General features: G+C 64.2%; 17 protein-coding genes. 12 read left to right on the forward strand and 5 right to left on the reverse strand.

The window, feature by feature from the left end; genetic code table 11:
- The first annotated feature begins 54 nt into the window (after positions 1-54).
- Both HWX32_RS00070 and HWX32_RS00075 read left to right on the forward strand, forming a co-directional pair.
- Complete coding sequence (locus HWX32_RS00070) at positions 55-6,408, forward strand: DEAD/DEAH box helicase (protein WP_175934250.1); 6,354 nt, start codon at positions 55-57, stop codon at positions 6,406-6,408.
- A 3-nt stretch (positions 6,409-6,411) separates the two neighbouring features.
- On the forward strand, positions 6,412-8,754 hold the full coding sequence (locus HWX32_RS00075; RefSeq protein WP_175934251.1) for a 3'-5' exonuclease: 2,343 nt from the start codon (positions 6,412-6,414) through the stop codon (positions 8,752-8,754).
- 1 nt (position 8,755) lies between these two features.
- Here the strand turns inward: HWX32_RS00075 and HWX32_RS00080 are convergent, their stop codons facing one another.
- Positions 8,756-8,959: a DUF4357 domain-containing protein gene (locus tag HWX32_RS00080; protein WP_175934252.1), complete on the reverse strand. Its 204-nt coding sequence runs from the start codon at positions 8,957-8,959 to the stop codon at positions 8,756-8,758.
- A gap of 131 nt (positions 8,960-9,090) precedes the next feature.
- Here HWX32_RS00080 and HWX32_RS00085 point away from each other — a divergent pair, with 131 nt between their 5' ends.
- From HWX32_RS00085 to HWX32_RS00120, 8 genes are all read left to right on the forward strand, one after another.
- Entirely contained in the window at positions 9,091-10,395 is a 1,305-nt protein-coding gene (locus HWX32_RS00085) for an ISL3 family transposase (RefSeq protein ID WP_175934253.1), read from the forward strand.
- Positions 10,396-11,289: 894 nt separating this feature from the next.
- Complete coding sequence (locus HWX32_RS00090) at positions 11,290-12,459, forward strand: Fic family protein (protein ID WP_175934254.1); 1,170 nt, start codon at positions 11,290-11,292, stop codon at positions 12,457-12,459.
- Between the two features lie 144 nt (positions 12,460-12,603).
- Complete coding sequence (locus HWX32_RS00095) at positions 12,604-12,843, forward strand: YlcI/YnfO family protein (protein ID WP_175934255.1); 240 nt, start codon at positions 12,604-12,606, stop codon at positions 12,841-12,843.
- Positions 12,830-13,267 carry a TA system VapC family ribonuclease toxin gene (locus HWX32_RS00100; protein WP_175934256.1) on the forward strand — a complete coding sequence of 146 codons (438 nt, stop codon included), beginning with the start codon at positions 12,830-12,832 and terminating at the stop codon, positions 13,265-13,267. Before HWX32_RS00095 ends, HWX32_RS00100 begins: the two co-directional genes overlap by 14 nt.
- Positions 13,268-13,303: 36 nt before the next feature.
- Positions 13,304-14,218: an ornithine cyclodeaminase family protein gene (locus HWX32_RS00105; protein WP_175934257.1), complete on the forward strand. Its 915-nt coding sequence runs from the start codon at positions 13,304-13,306 to the stop codon at positions 14,216-14,218.
- Positions 14,219-14,611: 393 nt separating this feature from the next.
- Positions 14,612-15,964: a haloacid dehalogenase-like hydrolase gene (locus HWX32_RS00110; protein WP_175934258.1), complete on the forward strand. Its 1,353-nt coding sequence runs from the start codon at positions 14,612-14,614 to the stop codon at positions 15,962-15,964.
- Between the two features lie 381 nt (positions 15,965-16,345).
- Positions 16,346-17,668 (forward strand): aromatic amino acid transport family protein, encoded by a 1,323-nt coding sequence (locus HWX32_RS00115; RefSeq protein WP_175934259.1) that lies wholly within the window; start codon positions 16,346-16,348, stop codon positions 17,666-17,668.
- Between the two features lie 118 nt (positions 17,669-17,786).
- Positions 17,787-18,599, forward strand: coding sequence for a hypothetical protein (locus HWX32_RS00120; RefSeq protein ID WP_175934260.1), 813 nt, complete (start codon positions 17,787-17,789; stop codon positions 18,597-18,599).
- Between the two features lie 45 nt (positions 18,600-18,644).
- Here the strand turns inward: HWX32_RS00120 and HWX32_RS00125 are convergent, their stop codons facing one another.
- Positions 18,645-18,812: a hypothetical protein gene (locus HWX32_RS00125; RefSeq protein WP_175934261.1), complete on the reverse strand. Its 168-nt coding sequence runs from the start codon at positions 18,810-18,812 to the stop codon at positions 18,645-18,647.
- A gap of 10 nt (positions 18,813-18,822) precedes the next feature.
- A complete protein-coding gene (locus HWX32_RS00130) occupies positions 18,823-19,020 on the reverse strand; it encodes a hypothetical protein (protein ID WP_175934262.1) in 198 nt (65 codons plus the stop codon).
- Between the two features lie 83 nt (positions 19,021-19,103).
- Between HWX32_RS00130 and HWX32_RS00135 the strand changes: the two genes are divergently transcribed.
- Positions 19,104-20,414 carry a hypothetical protein gene (locus tag HWX32_RS00135; RefSeq protein ID WP_175934263.1) on the forward strand — a complete coding sequence of 437 codons (1,311 nt, stop codon included), beginning with the start codon at positions 19,104-19,106 and terminating at the stop codon, positions 20,412-20,414.
- Positions 20,415-20,723: 309 nt separating this feature from the next.
- On the opposite strand, the gene HWX32_RS00140 is transcribed toward HWX32_RS00135, so the two are convergent.
- Both HWX32_RS00140 and HWX32_RS00145 read right to left on the reverse strand, forming a co-directional pair.
- Entirely contained in the window at positions 20,724-21,203 is a 480-nt protein-coding gene (locus tag HWX32_RS00140; protein ID WP_175934264.1) for a hypothetical protein, read from the reverse strand.
- A gap of 282 nt (positions 21,204-21,485) precedes the next feature.
- A complete protein-coding gene (locus HWX32_RS00145; protein WP_075468667.1) occupies positions 21,486-21,935 on the reverse strand; it encodes a hypothetical protein in 450 nt (149 codons plus the stop codon).
- Between the two features lie 730 nt (positions 21,936-22,665).
- Between HWX32_RS00145 and leuS the strand changes: the two genes are divergently transcribed.
- Positions 22,666-25,575 carry a leucine--tRNA ligase gene (leuS, locus tag HWX32_RS00150; RefSeq protein WP_175934265.1) on the forward strand — a complete coding sequence of 970 codons (2,910 nt, stop codon included), beginning with the start codon at positions 22,666-22,668 and terminating at the stop codon, positions 25,573-25,575.
- Positions 25,576-25,580 lie beyond the last annotated feature (5 nt).

The following is a 25,580-nucleotide window of genomic DNA, read 5'->3' on the forward strand; positions in this document are numbered from 1 at the left end:
TTCAGATGCTCGTCCTCCAAACACCTGCAAACTTAATGGCATAACCTTACCTGCGTGTCTTCCCTCATCCCCGTCCACGCATCGCAGCATGTCCTTGGTGGCGTGTCTGAGTACCTCGCCACCGCGTTCTCGCTGGCGAACCCGGAAACCTCAGCGGCGCTGAAGGCGTTTTTGGAGGACACGGAACGAGGCATGTTCCACGGCCCGTACGTGCGGGTGCGTCTGCCGTACGCGCGTGCCATCGGATGGGACGGGATCTTGGACTGGATGCCGGAGTCCTTCGATTTCACGCCGTACCACCACCAGGCGGAAACGTTTCGCAGGCTGCGCAGCCGCGACGAAAACGGGGAGCGCCGCCCGGACCCCACGCTGGTGATCACGGGTACGGGATCGGGTAAGACGGAATCCTTCCTCTACCCGGTGCTCGACCACGCTGCGCGCACCCGCGCACAGGGCAAGACCGGGGTGAAGGCCCTGCTGCTTTACCCGATGAACGCGCTCGCGAACGATCAGGCGGACCGCCTCGCCAAGTTGCTCACGCAAGAGAAGGGGCTAGCCGGGGTCACCGCCGGCATCTACACCGGTGAGGCCAAGGGCAATGTGAAGCGGGTGACGCAGCAATCGCTCATCAACGATCCGGACGAGATGCGGCTCAACCCGCCGGACATCCTGCTTACGAACTACAAGATGCTGGACCAGCTGCTGCTGCGGCCTGAAGACCGGGAGATCTGGCGTAAATCCGCAACCAGCTTGCAGTACCTGGTGTTGGACGAGTTCCACACGTACGACGGCGCGCAGGGCACCGACGTCGCGCTGCTGCTGCGCCGCCTCGGGCTCATGCTGAAGAAACACCAGCCGGAGGGCTTCCTCGGGGAGTACGCGGCGAACCCGTTGGGGCGCGTTACGCCGGTGGCAACGTCGGCGACGCTTGGTGGTGACAAAGAGCGTTCGGACGTGCTCAAATTCGCGGGCACTATCTTTGGTGAAACGTTCGCGCCGGACGCGCTCGTCGGCGAGCGCACGCTGACCTACCGAGAGTGGACCGAGGAGATCGGGCAGACCTTCGGGCACCTCGCCACTCCCCTGTCGCCGGACATTGATCAGCTGCGCCAGATCGTGCAGACGATCGCGAACGACACTTCCGGGCGAGAGCACGCGGACGTGGTGCTGGATACGTTCCGCACGCAGCTTTGGGGCGTGGCGGCGGATGCGGACCTGGATGCCGCCATCGCCGCCTACGCGGTGCACCCGCTCACCGAGGCGCTGCTAGGCGGCGACGGCAAGGCGAAGCCGCTCATCGATAGGGAGGGCGAGACGGAGAAGACACTGCCGTCGATAGTGCTCAGCGACATCGTCGTGCGCAGCCTGGGCGAGGAGACCTCCCGCGAATTCGTCACCCACCTGCTCACCGCGGTGGCGCAACTGCGCGCGCTCGCCGGCGAGAAGTACGGCTTCGGCGGCAAGCGGCTCCCGGGTGTGGAAACACACCTCTGGGTGCGTGAAGTCTCGCGCATCGACCGCACCGTCACACCCACCGAAACCGGCGAGCAGTTCCGCTTCGCGGACGACGGCCAACTCGGCTTCGAGGAAACCGCCGTGTGGCTGCCCGCAATCTACTGCCGCCAGTGCGGGCGCGCCGGGTGGATGACGGCGCTCGAGCCGGGTACGGACGCAACGGTGGTGGATGGCGCCGAGATCCGCAAGGCGAGCGTGGAGCGGCCCGAGTCGCCCCGCCCGCTCATCGACGCGACCAACGAGCTGCGCCGCGCCAACGCCGACGGCGTGGACCTCAGCGCGTTCGACGACGAGGACGGCAAGCGCGCCCTGATGTGGTTCCACACCAAGTCGCGCACCGTGTCGCGCACGGAGCCGAGCGAACAGGAGCTTGCCGACGGCCTGTCGGTACCCGTACTCACCTACTCAGGGCTGAGCGCCCCCGAATACGCGCGTGAGCAGGTCTGCCCGAACTGCGGGGAGGCGGACACCATCCGCTACATCGGCTCGCGCGTGGCGACGCTGCTGTCTGTGGGGTTGTCCAACCTGTTCGGCATGCCCACCCTGGCGGAGAAGGAAAAGAAGACGCTCGTGTTCGCGGACTCGGTGCAGGACGCCGCCCACCGCGCGGGCTTTGTGCAGTCGCGGGCGAGGGCGTTCGGGATCCGTACGCTGATGCGCGGTGTCGTTGGCTCCGGCGCGGGCTCCGGCGATGAGGCGGTCTCAGTGGCGCAGCTGCCGCTGCGCATCCTCGAGCGCGCCGACGCATCCGAGGACCCGCTGCGCGCCCGCTTCGAGCTGCTGCCGCCGGAGATCGCAGAGACCCCGATGTTTACCCCGTTCTGGTCCAAAGACGCGGACGTGAAGGCCCGGCGCGAGGCCACCGCTGCGGTACTCGCGCGCCTGGAGTTGGACGCCGCGCTCGAGTTCGGGCAGATGGCGGACCTGCCGCGCTCCTTGGTGTCCACCGGCACGCTGATGCCCTCGGTGGACGTGGATGACGAGGTGTTGCTCGCCACCGCAGAGGAGGCGCTGCAGAGTCTAGACCCGGCCCTGTTCGATGCCGAGGAGACCACGGCCGAGATGCGCCTGCAGTGGATGCGCGGTCTGTTGGAGCAGGTGCGCGCCCGCGGCGGCGTGTACACGCGCATGTTCGACCAGTACCTGGAGGAGGACGGCAACACGTGGCGGCTGCACAACCGCTACGCCAAGGCGCGCGGCATGCGGCGCTTCGCCAAGGGCGGCTCGCCGGAGTTCCCCCGCTCCGGCCCGACGTTGGACGACAAGGACCGCGGCATCACCCCGGTGGGCAGCCCGCGCGGGCGCTACGCCCGGTGGACCAACCGGGTGTTGAAGCAGATCAGCGCGCACGATGCCGCCTTGCTGGTCAGCAACGCTTTCCGCGAGCTGGCCAAGCGCGGCGTGCTGAAGACAGTGCAGACGAAAACGGGCGCCATCATGTACGCCATCCCGCCGGAGCTGGTGGTCGCGCGGCGCGACGAATCGCCCGCGTTGTTGCAGTGTGAGGTGTGCAATGTCCCGTTAGGCGTCGATAAGCAACGCCGCCGTGCGCTCGTGGGCATGCCCTGCCCAACCCCTGGATGCCCTGGGCAGATGTATGTGGAGCCGGTGGAGGAAAGCTACTACTCGCGGCTATATACCTCCACCGATCCGCGCACCATCGTGGCGCGGGAGCACACCGGGCTCATCCCGAAGGACGAGCGCCTCGCGCTCGAGCGGGCGTTCCGCGGCGGGAAGGACGCCGAAGATCCCAACGCGCCGAACGTGCTGGTGGCAACGCCGACGCTCGAGATGGGTATTGATATCGGCGATCTGTCCACGGTGATGCTCGCCTCGCTTCCCACCACTGTGTCGTCGTACGTGCAGCGCGTGGGCCGCGCCGGGCGCCTCACCGGCAACTCGCTCGTGCTCGCGTTTGTGCGGGGGCGCGGCAAGACGCTGCCGAAGCTGAACCGGCCGCTCTCCGTCATCGCCGGCGACGTGACGCCCCCGGCCGCGTTCCTTTCCGCCACCGAGATCCTGCGCCGCCAAACCACCGCCTACCTGGTGGACACGCTTGACTTCACCGCGTACGGGCTACACGTGCAGTACGCGCCGGACGTGTTCTCCACCCGCAAGCGCGCAACCCTGGTGGGCGCGCTGCTCGAAGAGATTAAAGGCGGGGTGCAGGAGCGCGTGGAGAGGTTTTTGGCCACCGTGGCGGGCAACGTGGATGCCGGCACGGTGGGCGGGGTGCGTGCGTGGGCGTGTGGGACCGGCACCGATTCACTTGCCGGCGATCTAGAGCAAGCCCGCAGCCTGTGGGATTCGGAGGTCAAAGCGCTTACCGCGCGCAAGGAAACGCTGCAGCACCGGCTGGCTGAGCTGGAGGCCAAGGTGGACCCGCACGAAGGCACCGAGAAGGCCGACGCCGAACTGGAACGCGAAAAGCGCAGCACCAAGGCGGCGGCGAAGCGCACCTCGCGCGACCTGGGCAAGCTGTTGCTCGATGATTACTGGATCAACTCCATGGAGCGCTACGGGCTGCTGCCCAACTTCACGCTGCTCGACGACGCGGTAGAGCTCGCCGTGGTGGTCTCCCAACTCAACCCGTCCACCATGCAGATCGACCCGGAGGCCTTCGAGCTCTCCCGCGGCGTGTCTTCTGCGTTGAAGGAGCTCGCGCCGGGCAACACGTTCTACGCCCGTGGCATCGCAGCCACCGTGGATGCGGTTGAGGTGGGCATGAACGGCGCGGACATCGAGCAGTGGCGCCTGTGCCCCGCCTGCTCCTACGGCGCGCCAATCACCGCCGGCGCTAGCGTTGCCGCTACCTCGTGCCCGAAGTGCGGCTCAGCGGCGTACGCGGACAAGGGCCAGGTGCTGCAAACGGTGCGCATGCGGCGGGTCTCCGCTGAGGGGGATCGGGCGCGCGCGATTATCGACGACTCCTCAGACGACCGCCACGCCCTGAGCTACCACAGCACCTTGAGCTTCTCCGTGCCCGAGGGCGGGCAGGGTGCCAGGTGGTTCCTCTCCCAGGGTTTCGGTGCGGAGTACCTGCGGTATGTGGACTTGAGCTGGTTCAACCTAGGCCGAGGCCCCGCGGCGAAGCGGATGCTCGCCGACCACGAGATCGACGCGCCGCTGTTTACAGTGTGCAACTACTGCGGCCACCTGGACTCGCAGAAGGGCTCCAACTCCAAGTGGGACCACCGCCCGTGGTGCCCGAAGCGCAAGGCGCTGCAAGAGGAGACGGTGACTGTTGCGCTGCACCGCACGCTGCGCACCCAGGGCGTGCTGCTGCATGTGCCGGTGCAGCTCACGGCGGGCGACAACGCCACCATCCCCAGCCTGACCGCCGCGATCAAGCTGGGCTTCAAGGAGGTCCTGGGCGGCGACCCGGACCACTTGGGTGTAGAGACGGTGAAGGTGTCGGATCGCCGCGGCAACACCGTGGACGCGCTGCTGATTCACGACAACGTTCCTGGAGGCACCGGCTACCTGTCCCAGTTCGCCTCGCCCGAACAGGTGCGCCGCCTGCTGGAGCGCGCCTTCACCAAGGTGGCCGACTGCGCCTGCAAGGACGACGAGCGCCTCGCCTGCCCGGAGTGCCTGCTGCCCTACACGCGCTCGAGCCTTATCGACGTCACCTCGCGCGCCGCCGCCGAACGTGCCCTGCGCTCCATCCTGAGCAACCAGGACCACCCCGCGGCGGACCTGAACCCGCTCGCGGTTGCCTGGGAAACGCAGACGCACGAGCCGGAGCTGGACCACGCCTCCAACCTGGAGGTCCGGTTCCGCGAGACGGTGCGCAAAGCCCTAGAAAACCGCCACGCTGTCGTGAAAGACATCCCCAACGCGGGCGGCGTGGAGTGGCTTATCACGTTCCCCGACGGCCAAGAGTGGTCCATGCGCGAACAGATGAACCTGGGCTACACCACCCCGGACTTCTACTTCGCGCAACGCAGGCGCCCGGACGTGCGCCCAGTGGCGGTGTACACCGACGGCGCCGCGTTCCACTACGCGCCGGCGAACTATCGCTTCCCCAGCGACATCGTGAAGCGAAACCGCCTGCACCACGAAGACAAGCAGGTGCTGCCGTGGAACGTGACCAACGCGGGCCTGGACTGGTTCGAGGCAGAAACCGCAGGTACAGCGGATGCGCCGCAATGGGTCAGCAAGGTCGCCGAGAACCGCGCACGCGCAATGGAGGGCATCGGCAACGACGAGGTCGCGTTCTTGAAGGCCTCCCCCGTCACCCAGCTTTTGCACTACCTGTCCAGCCCGGACTGGGCCGCCCACGAGCTTCTTGATAAGGCGCTGCTGCAGATGCTCAGCACCTCACTCGTTCCCAAGGTCACCCCGCAGGGGGCGACGCTGACGTTCCGCAACCAGATCGTCTTCGACGCGATCCCGGTTAAAGGGGTTGCAACACCGGTGCGCATGCGCGCAGATGCCGACGCGCCGGGCACGCTTACCGAGGACAACTGGCGCGAGTTCCTCCGCTTCGCCAACATCATCTGGCTCGCCGACAACGCCGTCACGGTGGCGGTGGGTGAGGTTGAAGTGGTGGAAGGTGGGCGCCCGGATGGCGTCGATAAGCAAGAGGCCCCTGTGCAAACCGGGCTGTGGGCGGAGGCGATCGAGGAGTTCGGGGACGAACCCGAGGTCGCAGGCGCGCTACGCACCCTGGCCGAGGCCGGGGCGCGCGAAACCGAGGAGATCGGCGAGGAGGTCGGCCACCTGCCCACAGCGGTGAGCTGGGTCGAGCACAAGATCGCGCTGCTTATCGACGCTGAAGGCACCCACCCCGCCGAAGAATCCACCCTGCGCGATCAGGGCTGGCGGTTGATGTACCCCGATACACTGTCCGCGACAACAATCCCGGCTGAGCTGCTGGGCAAGGAGTAACCCATGGTGACGTTCAGCCTGTACAGCGGCCTCAACCTCGACGGCGCGCTGCTTAAACCCACAATGAACTTCCTGCAGAAGCTCTCCGCGGACCCCGCCAACCCCTCGCTGCGCATCAAAACGCTGCAAGGCGCGGTGGACAAGCGCGTGCGCACAGGCCGCATCAACGACCAGTTCCGCGCGGTGCTCTTCGAGCTTCGCGACGCAGACGTGCACCACTTCGTCCTCGTCGACGTCGACTCCCACGACGAAGGCAACGCGAAAGCCGAACGCCTCGACCCGGCGACGCTACGGCTCGAGGTCAACCCGATCAACGGCATCACCACGCTAATCAAGGAGGAGCCGGCGGAGGTCTCCGCCTCGCAGGCGAAGGCCGAGGAGGCGGCCCAGGCTGCCGAAGCGCTGGCCGCCGAGCAGGCGAAGGCGATTGCGGAGGAGAAAGGGGTGGAAGCGGAGCTCGTCGTCAAGCGCACGCCCCCTCCCCGCGAAACCCTGGCCGCGTTCACGGCGGACGAGCTGTGGGAGGAGCTCGGCGTCGACCGCGCGCTGGCCGAGCAAGCCTTGGCGGCGGACAGCGAGGCGGAACTGGACGCGCTGCTTGAGGGCCGCCCGAAGTGGGAGCACGATGCGGTGCTGTCGCTGGCGGCGGGGTATTCGATTGGGGAGACGCGGGAGTCGCTGGGATTGCGCAAAGTCGACGCTTCCAGCGATGTTTCGGAGGATGCGCGCCTCATCGCGGGTCTGCGCGAGGCGGCTGCGGAGCTCGAGTTCGCGTACGTGGACGACGTGGAGACTAAGTCGCTGCGCAAGGTCATCGAGGCCGGGACCTTCGACCAGTGGCGCGTGTACATCCACCCCGAGCAGCGCCGCATGGCGGAGGGCGCCTACTCCAGTTCCGCGCGCGTGTTCGGCGGCGCCGGCACCGGCAAGACCGTGGTGGCGGTGCACCGCGCGAACAACCTGGTTACGGGGCGCGTGCCCGGCACGCAGGCCGACTCGCGGGTGCTTTTGACCACGTTTACGAAGGGGCTAGCGCAGGGATTGAAGTCCCAGCTCAACGCGCTGAACCCGTCGTACCTTGAGGCCGGTGATCCGGGCGAGCCCGGGGTGTGGGTGGACAACATCGACGCCGTAGTGCGCAAGGTTGTCTCGCTTGGCACCCCGGAGGAGACCGAGGAGGCGACGCGGCGCGTGCTCGGCGTGCCCGCGCCGCGTGTGCGCCCCTACACCGACCACGCCGCCCGCCAAGTATGGGAAGGTGCACTCGAGGGCGCGCCGGAGGACATGCCGGACGAGCTGGCGAACGAGACGTTCCTTCAAGCCGAGTACGAGACGGTGGTGCTTGCGGGTGGGATCACGACCTTGGCCGAGTACCTGAAAGTCGCCCGCACCGGCCGCGGCACGCCGTTGAGCCGCAGGCAGCGCAAGCAGGTCTGGGCGGTGCTGGAATCCGTGATGCAGACCCAAGCCATCGACGGGCAGCTGTTCTGGCCCACCATGTCCACCGTGGGCGCGGAGATCCTGGATGTGCACTACGAACGCGGCGGCGGGTCCTTGTTCGATCACGTTGTGGTCGACGAGGCGCAGGACTTCAACGCCGGCCACTGGCGCTTCCTGCGTGCCTGCGTTGCCGAGGGCCCGAACGACATCTTCCTCGCTGAGGACTCCCACCAGCGCATCTACGGCCAGCCGCTGACCTTGTCGCACTTCGGCATCTCCACGCGGGGCAGAGCTTCTCGACGGCTCACGCTGAACTACCGCACCACCAAAGAAAACCTGGACTACGCCCTGCGCATCTTGGTCGGCGGGGACGCGGAATTCCTGGATGCCGAGGGCGCTGTGGATTCCGTTGCGGGGTACCGCTCGGCGCGTTCGGGGCCTGCGCCGGTTATCCTCACTGCCGCTTCCGAAGAGGAGGAGTTCGCCGTCGCCGCCGAGCTGATCCGCGGCTGGCTGGAGACCGCCGAACAGACTGGTGACGAAGACAAGGTCCGCGTCGGCGTGATGTGCCGCACCCGCGGACAGCTCTCGCGCGTAGTCTCCGGGCTGGCCGATAACGGCATTGACGCCGTGCAGACCAAAAACGCCGAGCTGGCATCCCACGAGCAGGTCAGCGTGATGACCATGCACGGCGCCAAGGGCATGGAGTTCACCCACGTCATCCTCATGGGCGTGGGCAAGGCCGTCATGCCGCTGCGTTTCCAGCTGAAGAACCTGTCGGAGGAGGATGCCCGTTCAGCGTTGCAGCGGGAGCGCTCGCTGTTATACGTCGCGGCTTCGCGCGCCCGCGACGCGCTGGTGATCACGACGGTGGGCGAGCGCTCGGAGCTCCTTCCGGAGGGGTAGCTTAGTGGGACCCTTCGGTTGATTGCGCCGAGCTCTCCGGCAGCAAAGTTTGACGGTCGGCGTCGTCGCCTTCCCGATCTTCCCAATCCGCCAGCGTGACAGACGGGGCGTCCTGCAGGTGCCACATGGCCCTGCCGTTGGAACTACCACCGACGAGGAACGAGGCAGCCGCGGACGGGCTGGTGAACTCTACGTCATTGAGCAAAGTGGCTCTTCGTGATTGGGAGTGCGTAGGTTGTTTCTAGGCCCCTGGGGTGTGGCACAAGATATGGGGGTCCTTGCTGCGTTAAGGATGTAGGTGTTCAAGCCAATCCACAACACAACAAGGACCCTGCGATGCAGCCTAGTTCCAACATCGTCGCCGACACCATTTGCCGCACCGCGGAGCTCGGCCTGGCGATCACGAATGCCGCGCACAACGATGAGTGCACCGTCATCGAGTGCGAAGCTCTCGCCCCGATCAACGCGTGCCCCGCATGCGACCGGCCTGGTGTGCTGCGCGATCACGCCCACCGTGAACTGGTGGATTTGCCTGTCGTCGGGTTTCCCACGAAGCTGCGGGTGCGCCTGCCGCGGTATGTGTGCACCAACCAGGTGTGCCCGAAGAGGGTCTTCCGGGCTTCTCTTGCATGTGCTGATGACCGCTCGAAGGTCACCCACCGGGTGGTGCGCTGGATCCTACAGCGTTTAGCGATCGACCGGATGAGTGTTGCCGCCACCGCCAAGGCACTCGGTATCGGCTGGCAGTTGACATGCGATTTGGCTCTTTCTATGGCCAGGGAGCTCGTCGCTGACCCCGACCATTTGGCTGGGGTGCGCATCATCGGGGTTGATGAGCACAAATGGGCCCACAACCGGCGTGCGGCTGGCGGTGGGTTCGTCACCGTGATCGTGGATATGACCCACCAGCACACCGGTCAACCCGCCAGGTTGCTTGATGTCATACCGGGCAGAAGTGCGCACGTGCTCACCAGGTGGATCAACCAACGCCCGAAGGCGTTCCGTGACCAGGTGGAGGTGATCACCATGGATGGGTTTCAGGGCTACGCCACCGCAGCCGATGAGGCGCTTCCGCAGGCTACGCGGGTGATGGATCCGTTTCATGTGGTGCGTCTTGCTGGCGACAAAGTCACCTCGTGTAGGCAGCGGTTGCAGCGTGAAACCTATGGTCGGCGCGGTAGAACCAACGACCCCTTGTATAAGAACCGTCGCACCATGCTCACCCGCATCGACCTTTTAACCGGCGAGCAGCAACATCGCCTGGATGCGTTGTTCAACTACGATGACGATTACGCCGTGCTGCAAGAAACATGGCTGGTGTACCAAGAGATCATCGACTGCTACGACGACCCGAATAAGCGGCGTGCGAAAACCAAGATGCGCAGATTAATCGACAGGCTGCGCGGGCTTCGTCAAGCCGGGCTAACGGAGCTTGCCCAACTCGGGCGCAGCCTGCACAAGCGGCGCACCGACATCCTCGCATTTTTCGACATCGGCGCCTCCAACGGCCCGGTCGAAGCCATCAACGGGCGCCTTGAGCACCTGCGCGGCATCGCACTCGGGTTCCGCAACATCAACCACTACATCTTGCGGTGCCTGATCCACTCCGGAGGCCTGCAACCCAAGATCAACGCACTCTAAAACGCGAAGAGCCAGCAAAGTGTTGTCTTGAATTTGGTCTGTGTAGCGATCGCGGACTGCATGGACGCCACGGGGAGCACTCGGACGGAGATCCGGACGCACGGTAGACCCGCTGAGCACGAGGAAACCAGTCGAAGTGCGCTGCCCCAGTCCCTGCACGCCGTAGCGGGGAAGGGTGAGTTCAAACGTCGGTTCCTCTTCGTCGGCTGGCGTCACCGAAGTTCCAGCGGCGCTGGTGCCGCGCGATTTTGTGGAGGACGCCTTGGGCTGGAACGCTGAGATGCCCAGCGCACTGATGATGAGGTTCGTGTTCTCGATGAACTCGTCCAGCTCAGCCTGTGTCTCTTCGCTCACGCTTCCAGCGGACGGGGTGTTACCATTGGCAACTTCGTAACGGCCCGCCTTGATCGCGCGCTGGTGGAAGGCGTTCTCTAGGAACGTGATCTCGGTTGCGCCCCACGAGTCGTCCACCACCACTACGTAGATGATGCGGTTGAAAAAGTCCTTGTCTTCGCTTCGAGAGTGCTCAGCAGCTCGTGCAAAGGCGGCCCCGTTTTGGCGTGGCGCAGCCTGCCCGATGTAGATGCGCGGTTTGTCGGTTTCCGGGTTCGTGCCCACGAGGAAGTACACCGCAGGGTGGTTGAGCTCACTGCGCCGACGAAGCTCTTCGGAGTTGAGCTCGGTGCGCGGGATCGAATACACCCGCCCCACCCAGTTCCTAATCGATGCTTTAATCGGACCGTCGGCTGTTCCGTCCATCATGAAAAGCTGCAGCGTCTTCGGAGAACCCATGCGCTTCAGATTAATCGGAGCTCGTGGCTCAGGAGCGCGGGATCTTTTGCTTTCCGAAAAGACCGCCAAGGTTAGCCACCTAAGTTTGGTAATCTTTCGAACATGACATGGCCGAAGGTAGGTGTGGAGACCCTCCCTTGGTCCCCTGCGTACGAGATGTACTCTCGGCGGGCCGCGCGCACTGCCCCGCGTGAGTATCAGGCCTCGGTTGCGCCCTTTATCGCCGATGAGTCGCTGGAGCTCGCGGACGAAACTCGCGCACTGGTCGAGCAAGCGACAGTGGAGATCGTGCGTTTCGATGCTACCGACGCGCACCGTCTCATCCCGTTCACGCCGCTGCTGCTGCGCAGCGAATCCGCCGCGTCGAGCCGGATTGAGCAGCTCACATCGTCCGCGCGGAAAGTGCTTGAGGCGGAGGTGACCGGGCGTGGCAAAGGCAACGCGGCGTTGATCGCCGCCAACACTCGCCAAATGGAGCAAGCCGTCGAACGGGCCCGTGCAAGTGTGGACGGCATCGTCGACATGCATCGCATCCTTCTCGCGGAATCGGCGCCAGACATCGCGGGCAAGCTGCGGGAACAGCAGGTCTGGATCGGTGGCAGCGACTTTTCTCCCTCGGGGGCGGTGTTCGTACCGCCAGGGGCTGAGAGCGTCGAGAAGCTAATGGCGGATCTGGGGCGATTCATGCAGCGCACGGACATTCCCGCGCTCGCGCACGCGGCCGTGGCGCACGCGCAGTTCGAAACGATCCACCCGTTCGCGGACGGCAATGGTCGAACTGGGCGTGCACTTGTCCATGTGATGTTGAAAGAGCGTTGCTTAACGACGAGCTCCGCCCTCCCCATCTCAGCCGGCCTCCTTACCGATTCCGCTGGGTATTTTGCGGCACTCAACGCGTACCGCGACGGAGATGTGGACCCAATCGTGCAGCGTTTTGCCCGCGCCGCCGTCGAAGCGATCGAGCGGGGCTCCTGGCTCGCAGAAGAGTTGGAGGCGCTGCGCGATGAATGGGAGGAAACGCTCTCGGCCCGCGCGGACGCACTTGCGTGGCGGGTACTGGAAGTGTTGCTGCAAAGGCCGGTGTTGACCACGCGCGCGGTCTCGGCGGAATTCGGGGTGTCGGTGGAGACGGCACGCAACGCGCTCGAGCGGCTGGAGCAGGACGGCATTGTGGTATCGGCGCAGCTGGACAAGCGCCAGCGTGCTTGGCGCTCCCCCGATGTGTTGGCGGTGCTGGATGAGTTCGCGGAGATGGGTGGGCTGCGGGCGTAGGGGCGTCGATAAGCAACTGCGCGTCGCAGATGATGTAGGAGCCGCATGCGTTACGTGGACTACGACGAGAACCTCGCGGTTGCTCAACCGTTGCATCATCGCATCTCTTGATTGATGCAGTGATGCAACGTTAACGTAAGGCGCATGAGGACGACGATCAACTTCCCTACGAACCTGCTGCAGGGAGCGAAAGCAGAAGCGAAACGAAACGGGATGACGCTGAGCGAATTCGTCGTGGATGCGGTGCGTGCTGCGCTGGCGGAGGACGAACGCCGGAAGGATCCGGTGCGTGGCTCACTGCCCGTTTTTGATTGCGGCGGACCAGCCCTTGTCGATCTCACCGATAAAGAGGCGCTGTGGGAGGTTTTGGATGATCGTCCCTGATGTCAACATCCTCATTTACGCGTTCCATTCTTCTTCGCCTGGGCATGCCGCGGCTCGAAGTTGGCTCGAAGACGCGCTGACCCGGCGCGAGACCGTGGCCATCCTTGACGTCGTGGCTACTGGTTTCCTACGGATCATGACGAATCCCCGTCTCTTCTCCGAACCGCTTGAACCCGCCCAGGCGATGGCAGCGCTTGAGGCCGTGCTGGGAGCGCCGAATGTTGTCTTCCTGCGAGCCGGTGAATCAACGTGGGGCATCTTTAGGGAGCTGGTCGAGTTACACAAGTTGAGGGCTCACGACATCCCAGACGCGTGGATCGCCGCGGCGGTGATGAGCGAGGAAGCCACATTGCTTAGCGACGACACCGGGTTCGGCCGATTCCGTGAACTGCAATGGGTGACGTTGGCGGACCTCGTCGAATAGCCCCTGTACGCGTCAGTCACTTCCTACACTGGCCGCATGCGTTACGTGGTTTATGACGAAGCAATGGCAGCCCTTTCACCCGCGGCCGCGGTCGAGGCGATCCGCGCAGCCTTGACCGACGGCTTCGATCCCGCCTCGGACCCACAACGCCAAAAGGTCGCGCTCCCGCACGGAGAGATGCACCTGTTGCCGTCGGCGCTCGGCGGCTCAGTTGGGGTCAAAGTGCTCGGCATCCAGCCCGCCGGGTCCACGATCGATGTCCCCCTCGTGCAGGGCGCGTACCTGCTCATGGGCGGGGAGACGCTTACTCCGCAGTGGCTTATCGACGCCGCAGCCCTCACCACCCTCCGCACCCCAGCCGTTGCCGTGGCTGGTGTACTCGACCTGCTCCGCGCGACCGACGCTCCGTTGCGTGTGGTGATCTTCGGTACCGGTGCGCAGGGCCGGGGGCACGCGGCAACCATCGCGGACGTGCTGGAGGGGGTGCGCGACGTCACGTTCACGTTCATCTCCCGCCACGAACCAGACGGATTTCCGTACCGGTGGGTGCAGGCTGGAACGCCGGCGGCCGACCAGTGCGTTTCGGAGGCCGGGGTGGTAGTTACTGCTACGTCTTCGCCTACGCCCATCTTGGACGCGCGCAACCTGCGAGATGACGCGATCATCCTCGCGGTTGGGGCGCACACGGCGGATACGCGCGAGCTGTCGGAGGACGTTCTCGCCGGCGCCCAGGTTGTGGTGGAAGACCTTGGGGCGGCGCGTCGGGAGGCGGGGGATGTGGCCGTGAGCGTCGAGAAGCGTGCACTTGAATGGGGCGATGTCGCAGTGATGGCCGACGTGGTCCGCGGCGACGTGGCGTTGGACCCGCAGCGGCGTGTCGTGTTCAAAACGGTGGGCATGCCCTGGGAGGATCTCGCCGTTGCCCAGGCGCTTGTGGGGCGGCTGAGCTAAGGATCGTTCCGCACGGAAGCGACCGGTGTGGTCACGCGTTCAGGCTGCGGGTTGCGTAGGTGCTGCGCCGGTAACGGCGAGGGTGCCTGCCAGAGCGGGGGCGGGGTCGCGATAGCGCGAAACAGCGCCACAAAACGGCGTTAACTGAGTGCGGGGTGTGCGTTGTGCGCTATTGGGCCGCCGGGCGTGGTCGGCGGCGTGTCCACAGGCGCGACGACCGGGTTGGTTGGGCTTGTGGGGAGGCGGGGTTTGGTGGGACGTGGGCGTCGATAAGCAAACTGCTCTTTGTGCAACCTTTACCGTGTCGTCACCCGCTGTTCAGCGGGTCGCCATGGACAGGTCTTAGCTTCGAAACGTTGCTTCCTCCTGAATTGTTGAGGAGTTCCCGTCGCCATGAAAACGTTCCGTCAGAAGATCCGCACCAGCATCGCGGTTGCAGGTATTGCCTCCGTTGGTATGTTCGCCGCAGCATGCTCCGGGGATGCGTCCCAGGAAGCGTCGCAATCTGAAACTGCAGTGACGGAGGCGTCCGCCGCAACGGAGTCCTCCTCCGAGAACGCCGCGGGTGACGATGCATGTGGCAAGCTCAAGGACCTCAAGTGGCTGGACGAGAACCGCGAGCGTCTCGACGAGATGCTGGAGGAGCTCGGGGATTGCGGCTCCGACCCGGACCGCGATGACGCGCCGCTCGCACTGTTCGACTGGGACAACACGGTGGTGAAGAACGACATCGGTGAGGCGCAGACCCACTACGTGCTGCTCAATGACCTGGTGATTCAGCCCGAGGATTGGGCCGATGTGAACGAGTACTTCACGGAGCCGGCAGTGAAGGAGCTCAACGAGAAGTGCGGGGCGATCGCCAAACCGGGCGAGGTTCTGCCGACCAGCAAGCCGGAAGGCGCTGACTGTGCCGACGCGATCGAGACGATCATCGGGGAATCCGAGACCACCGCTGGTGAGAAGGCTTTCGACGGCTTCAACGCGCGCCGCATTCAGCCCGCCTACCTCTTCACCAACCAGCTGATGGCCGGCTACACCGAGGACGAAATCCGCAGCCACACGGAAAAGGCGCGCAAGCAGTTCCTCGACGCGGCTGAGGGCGAGAAGATCAAGGTGGGTACCAAGGAGTACACCGGTTGGATCCGCTACTACGAGGAGATCGAGGACCTGATCAACCAGCTCACCGCCCACGGCTTCGACGTGCGCGTTGTTACGGCGTCACCAGAGCCGATCGGCCAGGTGTGGGCGAAGGGCATCGGCATCCCGGCTGAGAAGGTCATGGGTGTGAAAGCGGTCCTCGACGGCGACAAGAAGTGGGGCTACGAGCTTGAGGAGTGCGGCGGCGAAGCTTCCATGACGTACATCGAGGGCAAGCGCTGCCGCGTGAACGAGGAAGTCCTCGGTATTACCGGCGAAAAGGCCTGGGATGTGGCTCCTGAGGAAAACCGCCAGGTGTTCGCCGCCGGCGACTCTGACACCGACGTCTCCTTCCTCTCCGATGCGACGCACCTGCGCCTGACGCTGAACCGCAACAAGGTCGAGTTGATGTGCAACGCGTACTTCAACGAGGACGGCAACTGGTTGGTGAACCCGATGTTCATCGAGCCTAAGGATCAGCTTGCCGACGGCTACGCTTGCTCCACCGAGGGTCGCATCGAGGAGGACGGTTCGAAGGGGCCGCTAATGGACAGCAAGGGCAACCCGATCCCGGACCAGGAAGACACCGTTTACGAGCTGAAGAAGTAAGCGCTCGTGCACTGGGGCGTTTGGAACCCCCACTGTTCTATTGGGAGCACCAAGCCGTATTAGAGCACGCCTATCGGTTTGGAGGGGCGGTTAGTTCTAGACGGAAGCGACCGGAGGTTCGTCGATAAGCGAATGTCCACTGTAATGCGCACCTGAAGGGTTAAGTTGCCGCGTGCGGTACCCTAAGCTGCCCGACATGGGGATTACAACTTGGAAAATTGGGGGGCGCCAGTTGCGCCCGGTAGTCGACTAACTTCGAGGTGCAGACTCCGTTTTGGGATCTGGCGGGGATCTGGCGGGGACCGAGCGGGGCGTGGAAGACCGGTGAGGTGGGCCAGGGAAACGTCGATAAGCAAGAGCCCGGAAAAGTACTGTGAAGGAATGACTGAGCAGCAGGCGGGCGAGGAATTCGACCTCGAGAACCTCTCCGAGGCGGACCGCGAACAGGTTAAAGAGACAGCCGAGGGCGACGATCCGGACGGGTCGACGATGTCGTGGGCGGTGACGCTGTTCGGCACGGCGGTGGGCGCGGGGATTTTGTTCCTGCCGCTCGACGCCGGAACGTTCGGCTTCTGGCCGCTTGCGATTGTGACGTTATTCATCGGGCCGCTGGTGTACCTGTCGCACCGCACGTACGCGCGCATCGTGTCCGGTTCGCCCGTGATGGGCATGGACGTGCTGCAGGTGGTCACGGCACTGACCGGGCGGAAGCGCGGGTTCGCCACGGCGGTGTTGTATTGGCTGGCGATCTACCCGACGGTGCTCATCTACGGCATCTCGATCACGAACACGGTCGACAGCTTCATCCAAAACCAGCTCGGCGGCGCGGAGCTGAGCCGCTGGGTGCTCGCCCCGATCTGCGTGGGTGTGCTGACCGCGGCGTTCGCGCTCGGGCAGAAGGCGACGCTGGCGCTGGCGAACTTCCTCGTGTACCCGTTGATTATCGCGCTGGCGGGCGTGTCGCTCTACCTCATCCCGCGCTGGGACATTTCGAGCTTCATGTCGTACGAATCGGATACGCCGATGTGGCAGTCGCTGCTGCTGATCCTTCCGGTGATGGTGTTCTCGTTTTCCCACATGGCGGCGCTTTCCCAGCTTGCGATCGATGTGCAAAAGCGTAACGACGGCGACGTCGACGCCACCGAAAAAGAAGTGACCAAAATCGAGTTGATCGCGTGTTCACTGCTCGTGGTGTTCACCATGTTCTTCGTGTGGTCGTGCGCGCTGGCGCTGGGCGCGGACGGGCTCGACGAGGCCGCCTCGCAGAACATCCCCGTGCTGTCCTACCTGGCCAACGAGACGGACACGCCGTTCATGGCGTGGCTCAGCCCGCTGATCGCGGCGGCCGCGATCTCTTCCTCCTACTTCGGGCACATGCTCGGCACGGAGGAGGGCACCACCTACATCATGCGTGTGGTGGCGCCGGATTTCGCGCAGCGTGTCGACGACCGCATCCTGCGCTGGATCATCAACCTCTTCGTGTTCGTCACCGCAACGCTCGTGGCCGTGCTGAACCCGTCCGTGATGGACATGATCTCGGTTGTCGGCGGCCTGTTCGTGGCGTTTCTGGTCTACATCGTGCCGTCGCTACTGTTCCGCAAGGCGTCCGCGTTCAAGCAGTACGCGAACCGCCCGGACACGCTCATCGTCGCCGCGGCCGGCATCGTGATCGTCGGCGTGACCATCTGGGATCTGTTCCGGTAGCAGCTAGGGATCCTTCTGCACGGCGGGCTGGGCCGGGGGTTCGTCGATAAGCGAATGTCCACTGTAATGCGCACCTGAAGGGTTAAGTTGCCGCGTGCGGTGCCTTAAGATGCCCGGCATGGGGATTAAAACTTGGAAAATCGGGGTCAAGGCGGCGGGGACGCACGTTCGTGGCCGGGTTATTGCGGCGAGTCCGTCGGGGGACCTCGACGGGTTCGGGAAGGAAGTCGGCGCGGAGATCGTCGACGCGATCAACCAAGCGGCAAAGCAGTGGCGTCCGCGGCGCAACACGTGGGCTGATGAAGCGGAGGCTGTGCAGACTCTCGCAAGCATTACGGTCATGGCGGCGCTGCCCCTATTGGGGATGCGGGAGGCAAAGACGGCGGAATCGCTGGCGTCGGCGGCGGGAATGATGGCGGATCTGTGCCGGGAAGCGCTGCTGCTCGAGCCGCGGTTTATCTGCCTGCACGCCCTGGTAGTGACCGCGCGTGAGCGGGCCAATGCGGGTTATATGCAAACCGCGCAGGAGCTGTGCAACGCCATCTCGTGGGCGCTCCCCCAACCCGTCGAGCGCGCCGGGGAGGCGGATCGGCTGATGCGGGTGGAGGTTCGAGATCTAGCGTTCCCGGAGCCCGGCGCCGCCCTGAAGGACGCGGGGCGCGCGGAACTCACCATGAGCGTCAAGTGCGACGAGGTGGATGGCAGCGAGGTGGGCAGGCACCCCAGTTGCATGTATTTCCCGATGCAGCTGTTCGCTCCCAGGCAGCCAGAGCCGGCGTTGTTTGTGGAGATGTGGGTTGGTGAAGTCCAAGTGATCGTGGAGTTGGAGACGAAACGCCCGGCCTACGGCGCGTTGCGGGACATGGTCTTCGCGGTGGAAGAGGTCGTTGAAGGTCGGCGCTTTGGTAGCTGGGGCCTGCAGCCGGCGTGACCAGCGGTCGTGTGATGGGCGGCGTCGTCGCCGCGCTTGTGATCCCTACCCAAGCTCGCGGATCGCACGTGCGGGAACGCCGCCAGTGTTGCCGAGGGCGTTGAACTCGCGGGTTAAGGCGAATGTTTGCAGATGCTGCGCCTGCGATTCACGGGACCCGGGCATGTACCAGGTGCCGGATCGTTCCGCGTCCATCCCGGTGTGTTCACCCATTCGGGCTGCGTTACCTGTACGCGTTGGCCCAGGCGCCGTTTTGGTTGTACGGGCTGAACCAGCCGTACAGGCCCAGGAGCACCGCGATGAGCACCAACACGCCGATGGTGCTGCCGATCTCGCTGCTGGTCTCAGAGGACTCGGAAGCGTTCTGGGCCAGCGCCGGTTGCATCGGTGCTGCGCCGGTGATGGCGAGGGTGCCCGCCATGGCAGTGGCGACCCAAGAACTGCCCACTGAAGTGAGCACCAAAAGTCTTCCGCGCACCCGCCACAGTTCCTACACTTCGCACTATGGAGTCAAAGACATGGAAAGTCGCGGTAAAACCGGCAGGCACGCAGGTGCGCGGCAAGGTCACCGTCGCCGCACGGTTCGGGCAATTAGATGAAGCAGGGATTGAGCTTGGCGACGCTATCGTGGCCGCCCTCACCCAAGCCGCCAAAAGCTACCGTCTAAAAGACGAATCGCAGCCGGATTCAGGCGAGGTTGCCGAAGAGCTGGCCGGCTATACGGTGATGGCGCAGTTCATGCTGGCTGCACAACAAAACGCAGAAACTCCCGATAGCTCCCGCTCCTTTGCCCGTCTTCTCGAAACGTGCTGCCACCACGCTCTCGTGCTGGAACCCCGTTTCGTCACCGCGTACGGGTTGGCCCGGACGATTCGCGAGCAGGTGGAAAACTTCGATTACGCGATGGTGGACCAGCTTTGCGGCATCTTAGAAACCTGCCTCCCCGAGATCGTTCGTTTTCCGGGTCAAGCGGAACGCGCGCTGCTAGCGGAATTCACGGATCCGGAGTTCGGCGAACCCGAAGGCGGCACGGCCGAAATGGACATGCAGATCCGCTACACGGAGCTGGAGGGCGCAGACGTCGATGCCGCAGTGCTCAGTCCTCCGGAAGGCTCGTTGCTCACACCCCTTCCGTTGTTCCAACCCGGCGAGCCCGAGCCGCGGCTCTTCGTCCAGATGGTGACGGATAAGGTGGAGCTCTTAATCGATCTGGAGGCGAAGCGCTCGGTGTACGGTGCGCTGCGTGCGATGCTGACCGCCGTGGAAGTGTTGGTGGAGAAGCACCAGAATTACCCGGCTTGGGATGTCGTTCAGGCGATTGCTAGCGCGAAGGCTGTTCTGCGGCTCGTCGATAGTGAAGCTTTCGAAGCAAACGACGACCTGCCCGCGGCGGTCCACGATGCGCTCGCCGAATCCGCAGACGTGCTCTGCGTGCTCGAGGGGACACCCTTCGATTACTTCGCCGATCTCGTAGCTGAGGCAGGAAATGAAATCGAGGATGGTGCCTCTCTAGAGGACGTCGCCCCGATTCTCGCCGCCGCCGGCCGCTGGTTGCCCCATGACGTACGCGACCTTGTTCCGCCGGGCGCGGACATACACCCCGACGAGTGGCCCGAAGTCATGCGCGCCCTCGAAGCCCAGGGGCCCGGGCGCATCGTGGTGGCGTTCTACGAACCGGAGGACAACCCCCTCGCCAAAGAATTGCCAACCGACTACCCGCCGTCCCTCGAGGACTTCAAGGTGATGGATATCGATCACCTCAGCAGCGACCTGTTCGGCAACCCCACCACCCAGGTCTTCTACGGGCCGTTCTAGTCTGGTCCTGCGGCCGGCCCCGTGGCTCTGCCCCGCTCTACTGCATGTGGGCGAAGCGGCCGTTCGGGTTGTACGGATTGTTCCAAGTAAACCACGGCAGGAAAAGACTCTCTGAACTTAGCACCGCACCGCGCCCGAAAGGCCGTTGCAGAAATCGGGTCCACCTTTTCGCTGCGGCGCCACTACCAGTCTGTATTAGTTCAGTGCATGTCTCAGATTCTCGATTTCTGCAACAAGACCAACGACGGGCAAAATCGAGCGGCCGTCCCAGTGTGGAACGGCCGCGCGTTAAGGTGTCACGAAGGCGAACTAGAACGGCAGGTGCTTCTGGATGTACGGGAGCAGCAGCGGAGATGCCGCGGCCGCTACCCCAGCAATCGCGAGCAGCACGGTGCCGATAATGATGCCAGCCTTCTCGGCACCCGCGACCGGGGCGCTCTGGAAGTCCTTCCCTTCGGCGCATGCCCGCACGGCGCGGAGGTTGTTCGCGTAGCGGATATCGTAAGCGTAGGTGCCGTCCGACGAGCCGAGGGCCTCACCCCAGCGCGAGGAGGCCACGAACGCATCTGGGTTACCTGGTTCAGCGTAGTACTGCCAGTGGGCCTCCTGGGGGGTGAAGTTCTTGGAAATGGGGTCCTCGTCGCTGAGGAAGCCCAGGTCGGTAGCGTCGTCACGAACGATTTGGCAGTAGCCGTCCGCGGTCATGGTATTCGATGCGGCGCCAGCCATCGGCGCGACGAGGGACAGGGTCGTGGTAGCAGCGACGGCCGCAGCAGCGATCTTCTTCACGGAAAACTCCTAGATTGTGGCAGCAAATGGTTGAGCTGGTTTTATAAATAACACCGATCACCACGGCTGTCCTGGCGAAGACGGGGGTAGCGGGGGTAAAGTTCGCGATGCATACGGCTCACTTGCGTTCCGGAACTTGCCGTATCGCTTTTGGCCCGAAGTACTGGCCAGCTGATATGCGTCGGCGGTCGTCCCATTTTCCGCGAGCTGAACGGCTGCTCCGCTGGACAACAAAAACGCGGCCGACCCAAGTGGGACGGCCGCGCGGAAGTGCGCCTAGAACTAGAACGGCAGGTGCTGCTGGATCATTGGAGCGACGATCGGTGCAATGGCACCGATGACCGCGAGGATGACTCCGATGATGATGCCGGCCTGCTCCCAGGTGGTCATTTCTTTGGACTTGTAGTCCTTGCTGGCCTTGCATGCCTGGACGGCGTCGATGTTGTTTGCCAACGCGATGAGTTCCGGGTCGGATGAGCCGAATGCCTGACCAAGATCCGCCGACGTGCGAACCAGGCCAATGTTCTCGTCTGCGAGGGCTTTGCGGATATCCCGGTTATCGTCAACCTTGTTGGGTGTGGTGGTGACGCGACCTACACCCTCCAGGTAAAGGGTGCATGTCTCATTCCGGCCAGAGCCGCTCATCGTGTTCGAAGCGGCATCCGCTGCCGGTGCGGCGGCAAGGGAAACGGTCATGGTTGCGGCGACGGCCGCGGCTGCAATCTTCTTCACAGCGACTCTCCTAAAGGGTGACAGGGAACTGACAGGTTCAAATATGAATAGAACCATACTCGACGGGTGTCGGGAAACGGTGGGGGTAACGGGGGTGGAAAATTACCATTTGTCCAGTGCAAAGCGACTATCAGCTCGCGACAACCCCAGTGGAGTACGCTCGGCCCCGCACATCACGAAGTAGGTGTGACGGGGCAGAAGTTCGGCGAGACGTTCATCGCGGCGAGTGAAAACGTGGTGCTTTCCGACGTCTCCGACCAACCTATCCAAATGTTTCGTTGGGGGATTACGTGGTGGGGGCGGAGCCGTCGCAAAGCGCGCGCTCTATTTACAACCTGTTTGAATGTCCCGATTTGGGCGATGCTGATCTTTAACACGGTGCTGAACACCAGCGCGGCGCGACCGGGATGAGAATTCCGGACAAATCGCTGAGCTGCGAAAACGGCCCCGTCCTAGATCTCTCCCGCTCACCTGCTCCTCCACCCAGCGGGCCCGCGTATTCAGGTTTGCTCGCCAAACCTGAATAGCCTTTGAGCATCTGCGCTGTTACCCCACGTCGCAATACCGAGATGCCCTTGAATACCTCCGAAAATCGCCCGCGGATTCAGGTTTGGCCCTATGGTCCGCATCGTGTCTATACCCACCTATCTCTCCCGTTCCCCGTTTCGCCCGCGCCCGCGCCCCAATCCCTGGGCGCCCGCAGCAACGGCACAGATTAGACTGGCCAACTATGACTGAGGCGAACTCCAACGCGACCAACAACGCGAACCCGAACGCGGCTAACGCGGTGACCGCGTCTTCCGGCCCGGCGCACCGCTACAGCGCGGGGCTGGCGAACCAGATTGAGCAGAAGTGGCAGCAGTACTGGGCTGATAACCACACGTTCTACGCGCCGAACCCGGTGGGTGACCTCGCCACCAATGAGGGCGAGCTGCCGCAGGAGAAGCTCAATGTGCAGGACATGTTCCCCTACCCTTCCGGTGCGGGCCTGCATGTTGGCCACCCGCTGAGCTACATTGCCACGGATGTTTACGCCCGCTACAACCGCATGTTGGGCAAGAACGTGCTGCATACGCTGGGGTACGACGCGTTTGGTCTGCCTGCGGAGCAGTACGCCATTCAGACGGGTACGCACCCGCGCACGACTACTGAGGCGAACATCAAGAACATGCGCCGCCAGCTGGCCATGTTGGGGCTTGGCCACGACCCGCGCCGTTCGGTGGCCACCACGGATCCGGAGTTTTACAAGTGGACGCAGTGGATCTTCCTGCAGATTTACAACGCGTGGTTTGATGAGGAGCAGCAAAAGGCACGCCCGATCGAGGACCTAGTGAAAGACCTCATGACTGGCGCGCGCCAGACCAAGGACGGGCGCGATTTCCGCGAGCTTTCCACGGAGGAGAAGCACAAGGCTATCGACGAGTTCCGTCTGGTCTACCTCTCCGAATCCATGGTCAACTGGTGCCCGGGCCTCGGCACGGTGCTGGCGAACGAGGAGGTCACGGCAGATGGTCGCTCCGAGCGCGGCAACTACCCGGTGTTCCGCAAGCGCCTGCGCCAGTGGATGATGCGCATCACCGCGTACTCGGACCGCCTGCTCGACGACCTTGACCTGTTGGATTGGCCTGAAAAGGTCATCTCGATGCAGCGCAACTGGATCGGCCGCTCCCGCGGCGCCCAGGTGACTTTCTTGGCGGAGGGCCAGGACGGGCAGCAACGCCCGATTGAGGTCTTCACCACCCGCCCCGACACGCTCTTCGGCGCGACCTACATGGTGCTTGCACCGGAGCATGAGCTTGTCGACGTTCTCTTGGCACCCTCCTACCCGGAGGGCACCGACGAGCGCTGGACGAATGGCCAGGCCACCCCGCGCGAGGCCGTGGATGCCTACAAGCGCGCCATCGCTGCGAAGTCCGACGTGGAGCGCCAGGAGAACAAGGAAAAGACTGGTGTGTTCTTGGGTGCGTACGCCACGAACCCGGTCAATGGCGAGCAGGTGCCGGTGTTTATCGCGGACTACGTGCTCACCGGCTACGGCACCGGTGCCATCATGGCGGTGCCGGCGCACGACGAGCGCGACTACGAGTTCGCAGGAGTCTTCGGCCTGCCGATCGTCCCGGTGCTTGACGGCGATGTTTCCGAGGAGGCGTTCACCGGCGACGCGTCCCACATCAACTCGGCCAACGATTCGGGCTTGGATCTCAACGGCCTGGGCAAGGAAGAAGCCATCGACAAAGCGATCTCTTGGCTGCGTGACGAAGGGGCGGGCCAGGAGAAGATCCAGTACAAGCTGCGCGACTGGCTGTTTGCCCGCCAGCGCTACTGGGGCGAGCCTTTCCCGATCGTCTACGACGAGAACGGCCAGGCGCACGGCCTGCCGGAGGACATGCTCCCGGTGGAGTTGCCGCAGGTGGAGGACTACAACCCGGTTGCCTTCGACCCGGACGACGCGGACTCTGAGCCCGCTCCCCCGCTAGCGAAGGCCACCGACTGGGTCGAGGTGGAGCTCGACTTGGGCCACGGGAAGCAGAAGTACTACCGGGATACGAACGTGATGCCGCAGTGGGCGGGTTCTTCCTGGTACCAGCTGCGCTACATCGACCCGACGAATGACCAGCAGTTCGTCGATAAGCAAAATGAGGCGTACTGGACGGGCCCGCGCCCTGAGACCCACGGCGCGAACGACCCGGGCGGCGTGGACCTTTACGTCGGTGGTGTGGAGCACGCCGTGCTGCACCTTTTGTACTCCCGTTTTTGGCACAAGGTGCTCTACGATCTCGGCTTCGTCACCTCGAAGGAGCCGTACCGCCGCCTGTTCAACCAGGGCTACATCCAGGCCTACGCCTACACGGATGCCCGCGGCGTGTACGTCCCGGCCGCCGAGGTGGAGGAGCGCGACGGCAAGTACTTCTACCAGGGCGCCGAAGTAAACCGCGAGTACGGCAAGATGGGCAAGTCGCTGAAGAACTCCGTCGCGCCGGACGATGTGGTGGCGGAGTACGGTGCCGACACCCTGCGCGTGTACGAGATGTCCATGGGCCCGCTGGACACGTCGCGTCCGTGGGCGACGAAGGACGTCGTCGGCGCGCACCGCTTCCTGCAGCGCCTGTGGCGTCTTGCGGTGAACGAGGAGACGGGCGAGCTCGCGGTCACCGAAGCCGAGCTCACTGACGACGACGCGAAGCAGCTGCACCGCACCATCGCGGGCGTGCGCGAGGACTACGAGGCACTGCGCCTGAACACCGTCGCCGCGAAGCTCATTGAGTACGTCAACTACCTCACCAAGACCTACCCGTCCGGCGCCCCGCGCGCGGCTGTCGCACCGCTGGTGCAGATGGTCTCCCCGCTCGCGCCGCACATCGCGGAGGAGCTGTGGGCGGCACTTGGCAACACCGGAACGATCACGTTCGAGGCGTTCCCCGACTTCGATGAGCAATTGCTTGTCGACGACACCGTGGAGCTGCCCGTCCAAATCAACGGCAAAGTCAAGGCCCGCATCGACGTGCCTGTGGACGCCTCGAAGGACGCCATCGAAGAAATCGCGCTGGCCGATGCCCGGGTCACGGAGCTCACCGCCGGCAAGAACGTGGTGAAGACCATCGTGGTGCCGGGCCGCATGGTGAACCTGGTGGTGAAGTAGCCCCG

The organism is Corynebacterium sp. Marseille-P4321 (assembly GCF_903645305.1).
Taxonomy (GTDB): domain Bacteria; phylum Actinomycetota; class Actinomycetes; order Mycobacteriales; family Mycobacteriaceae; genus Corynebacterium.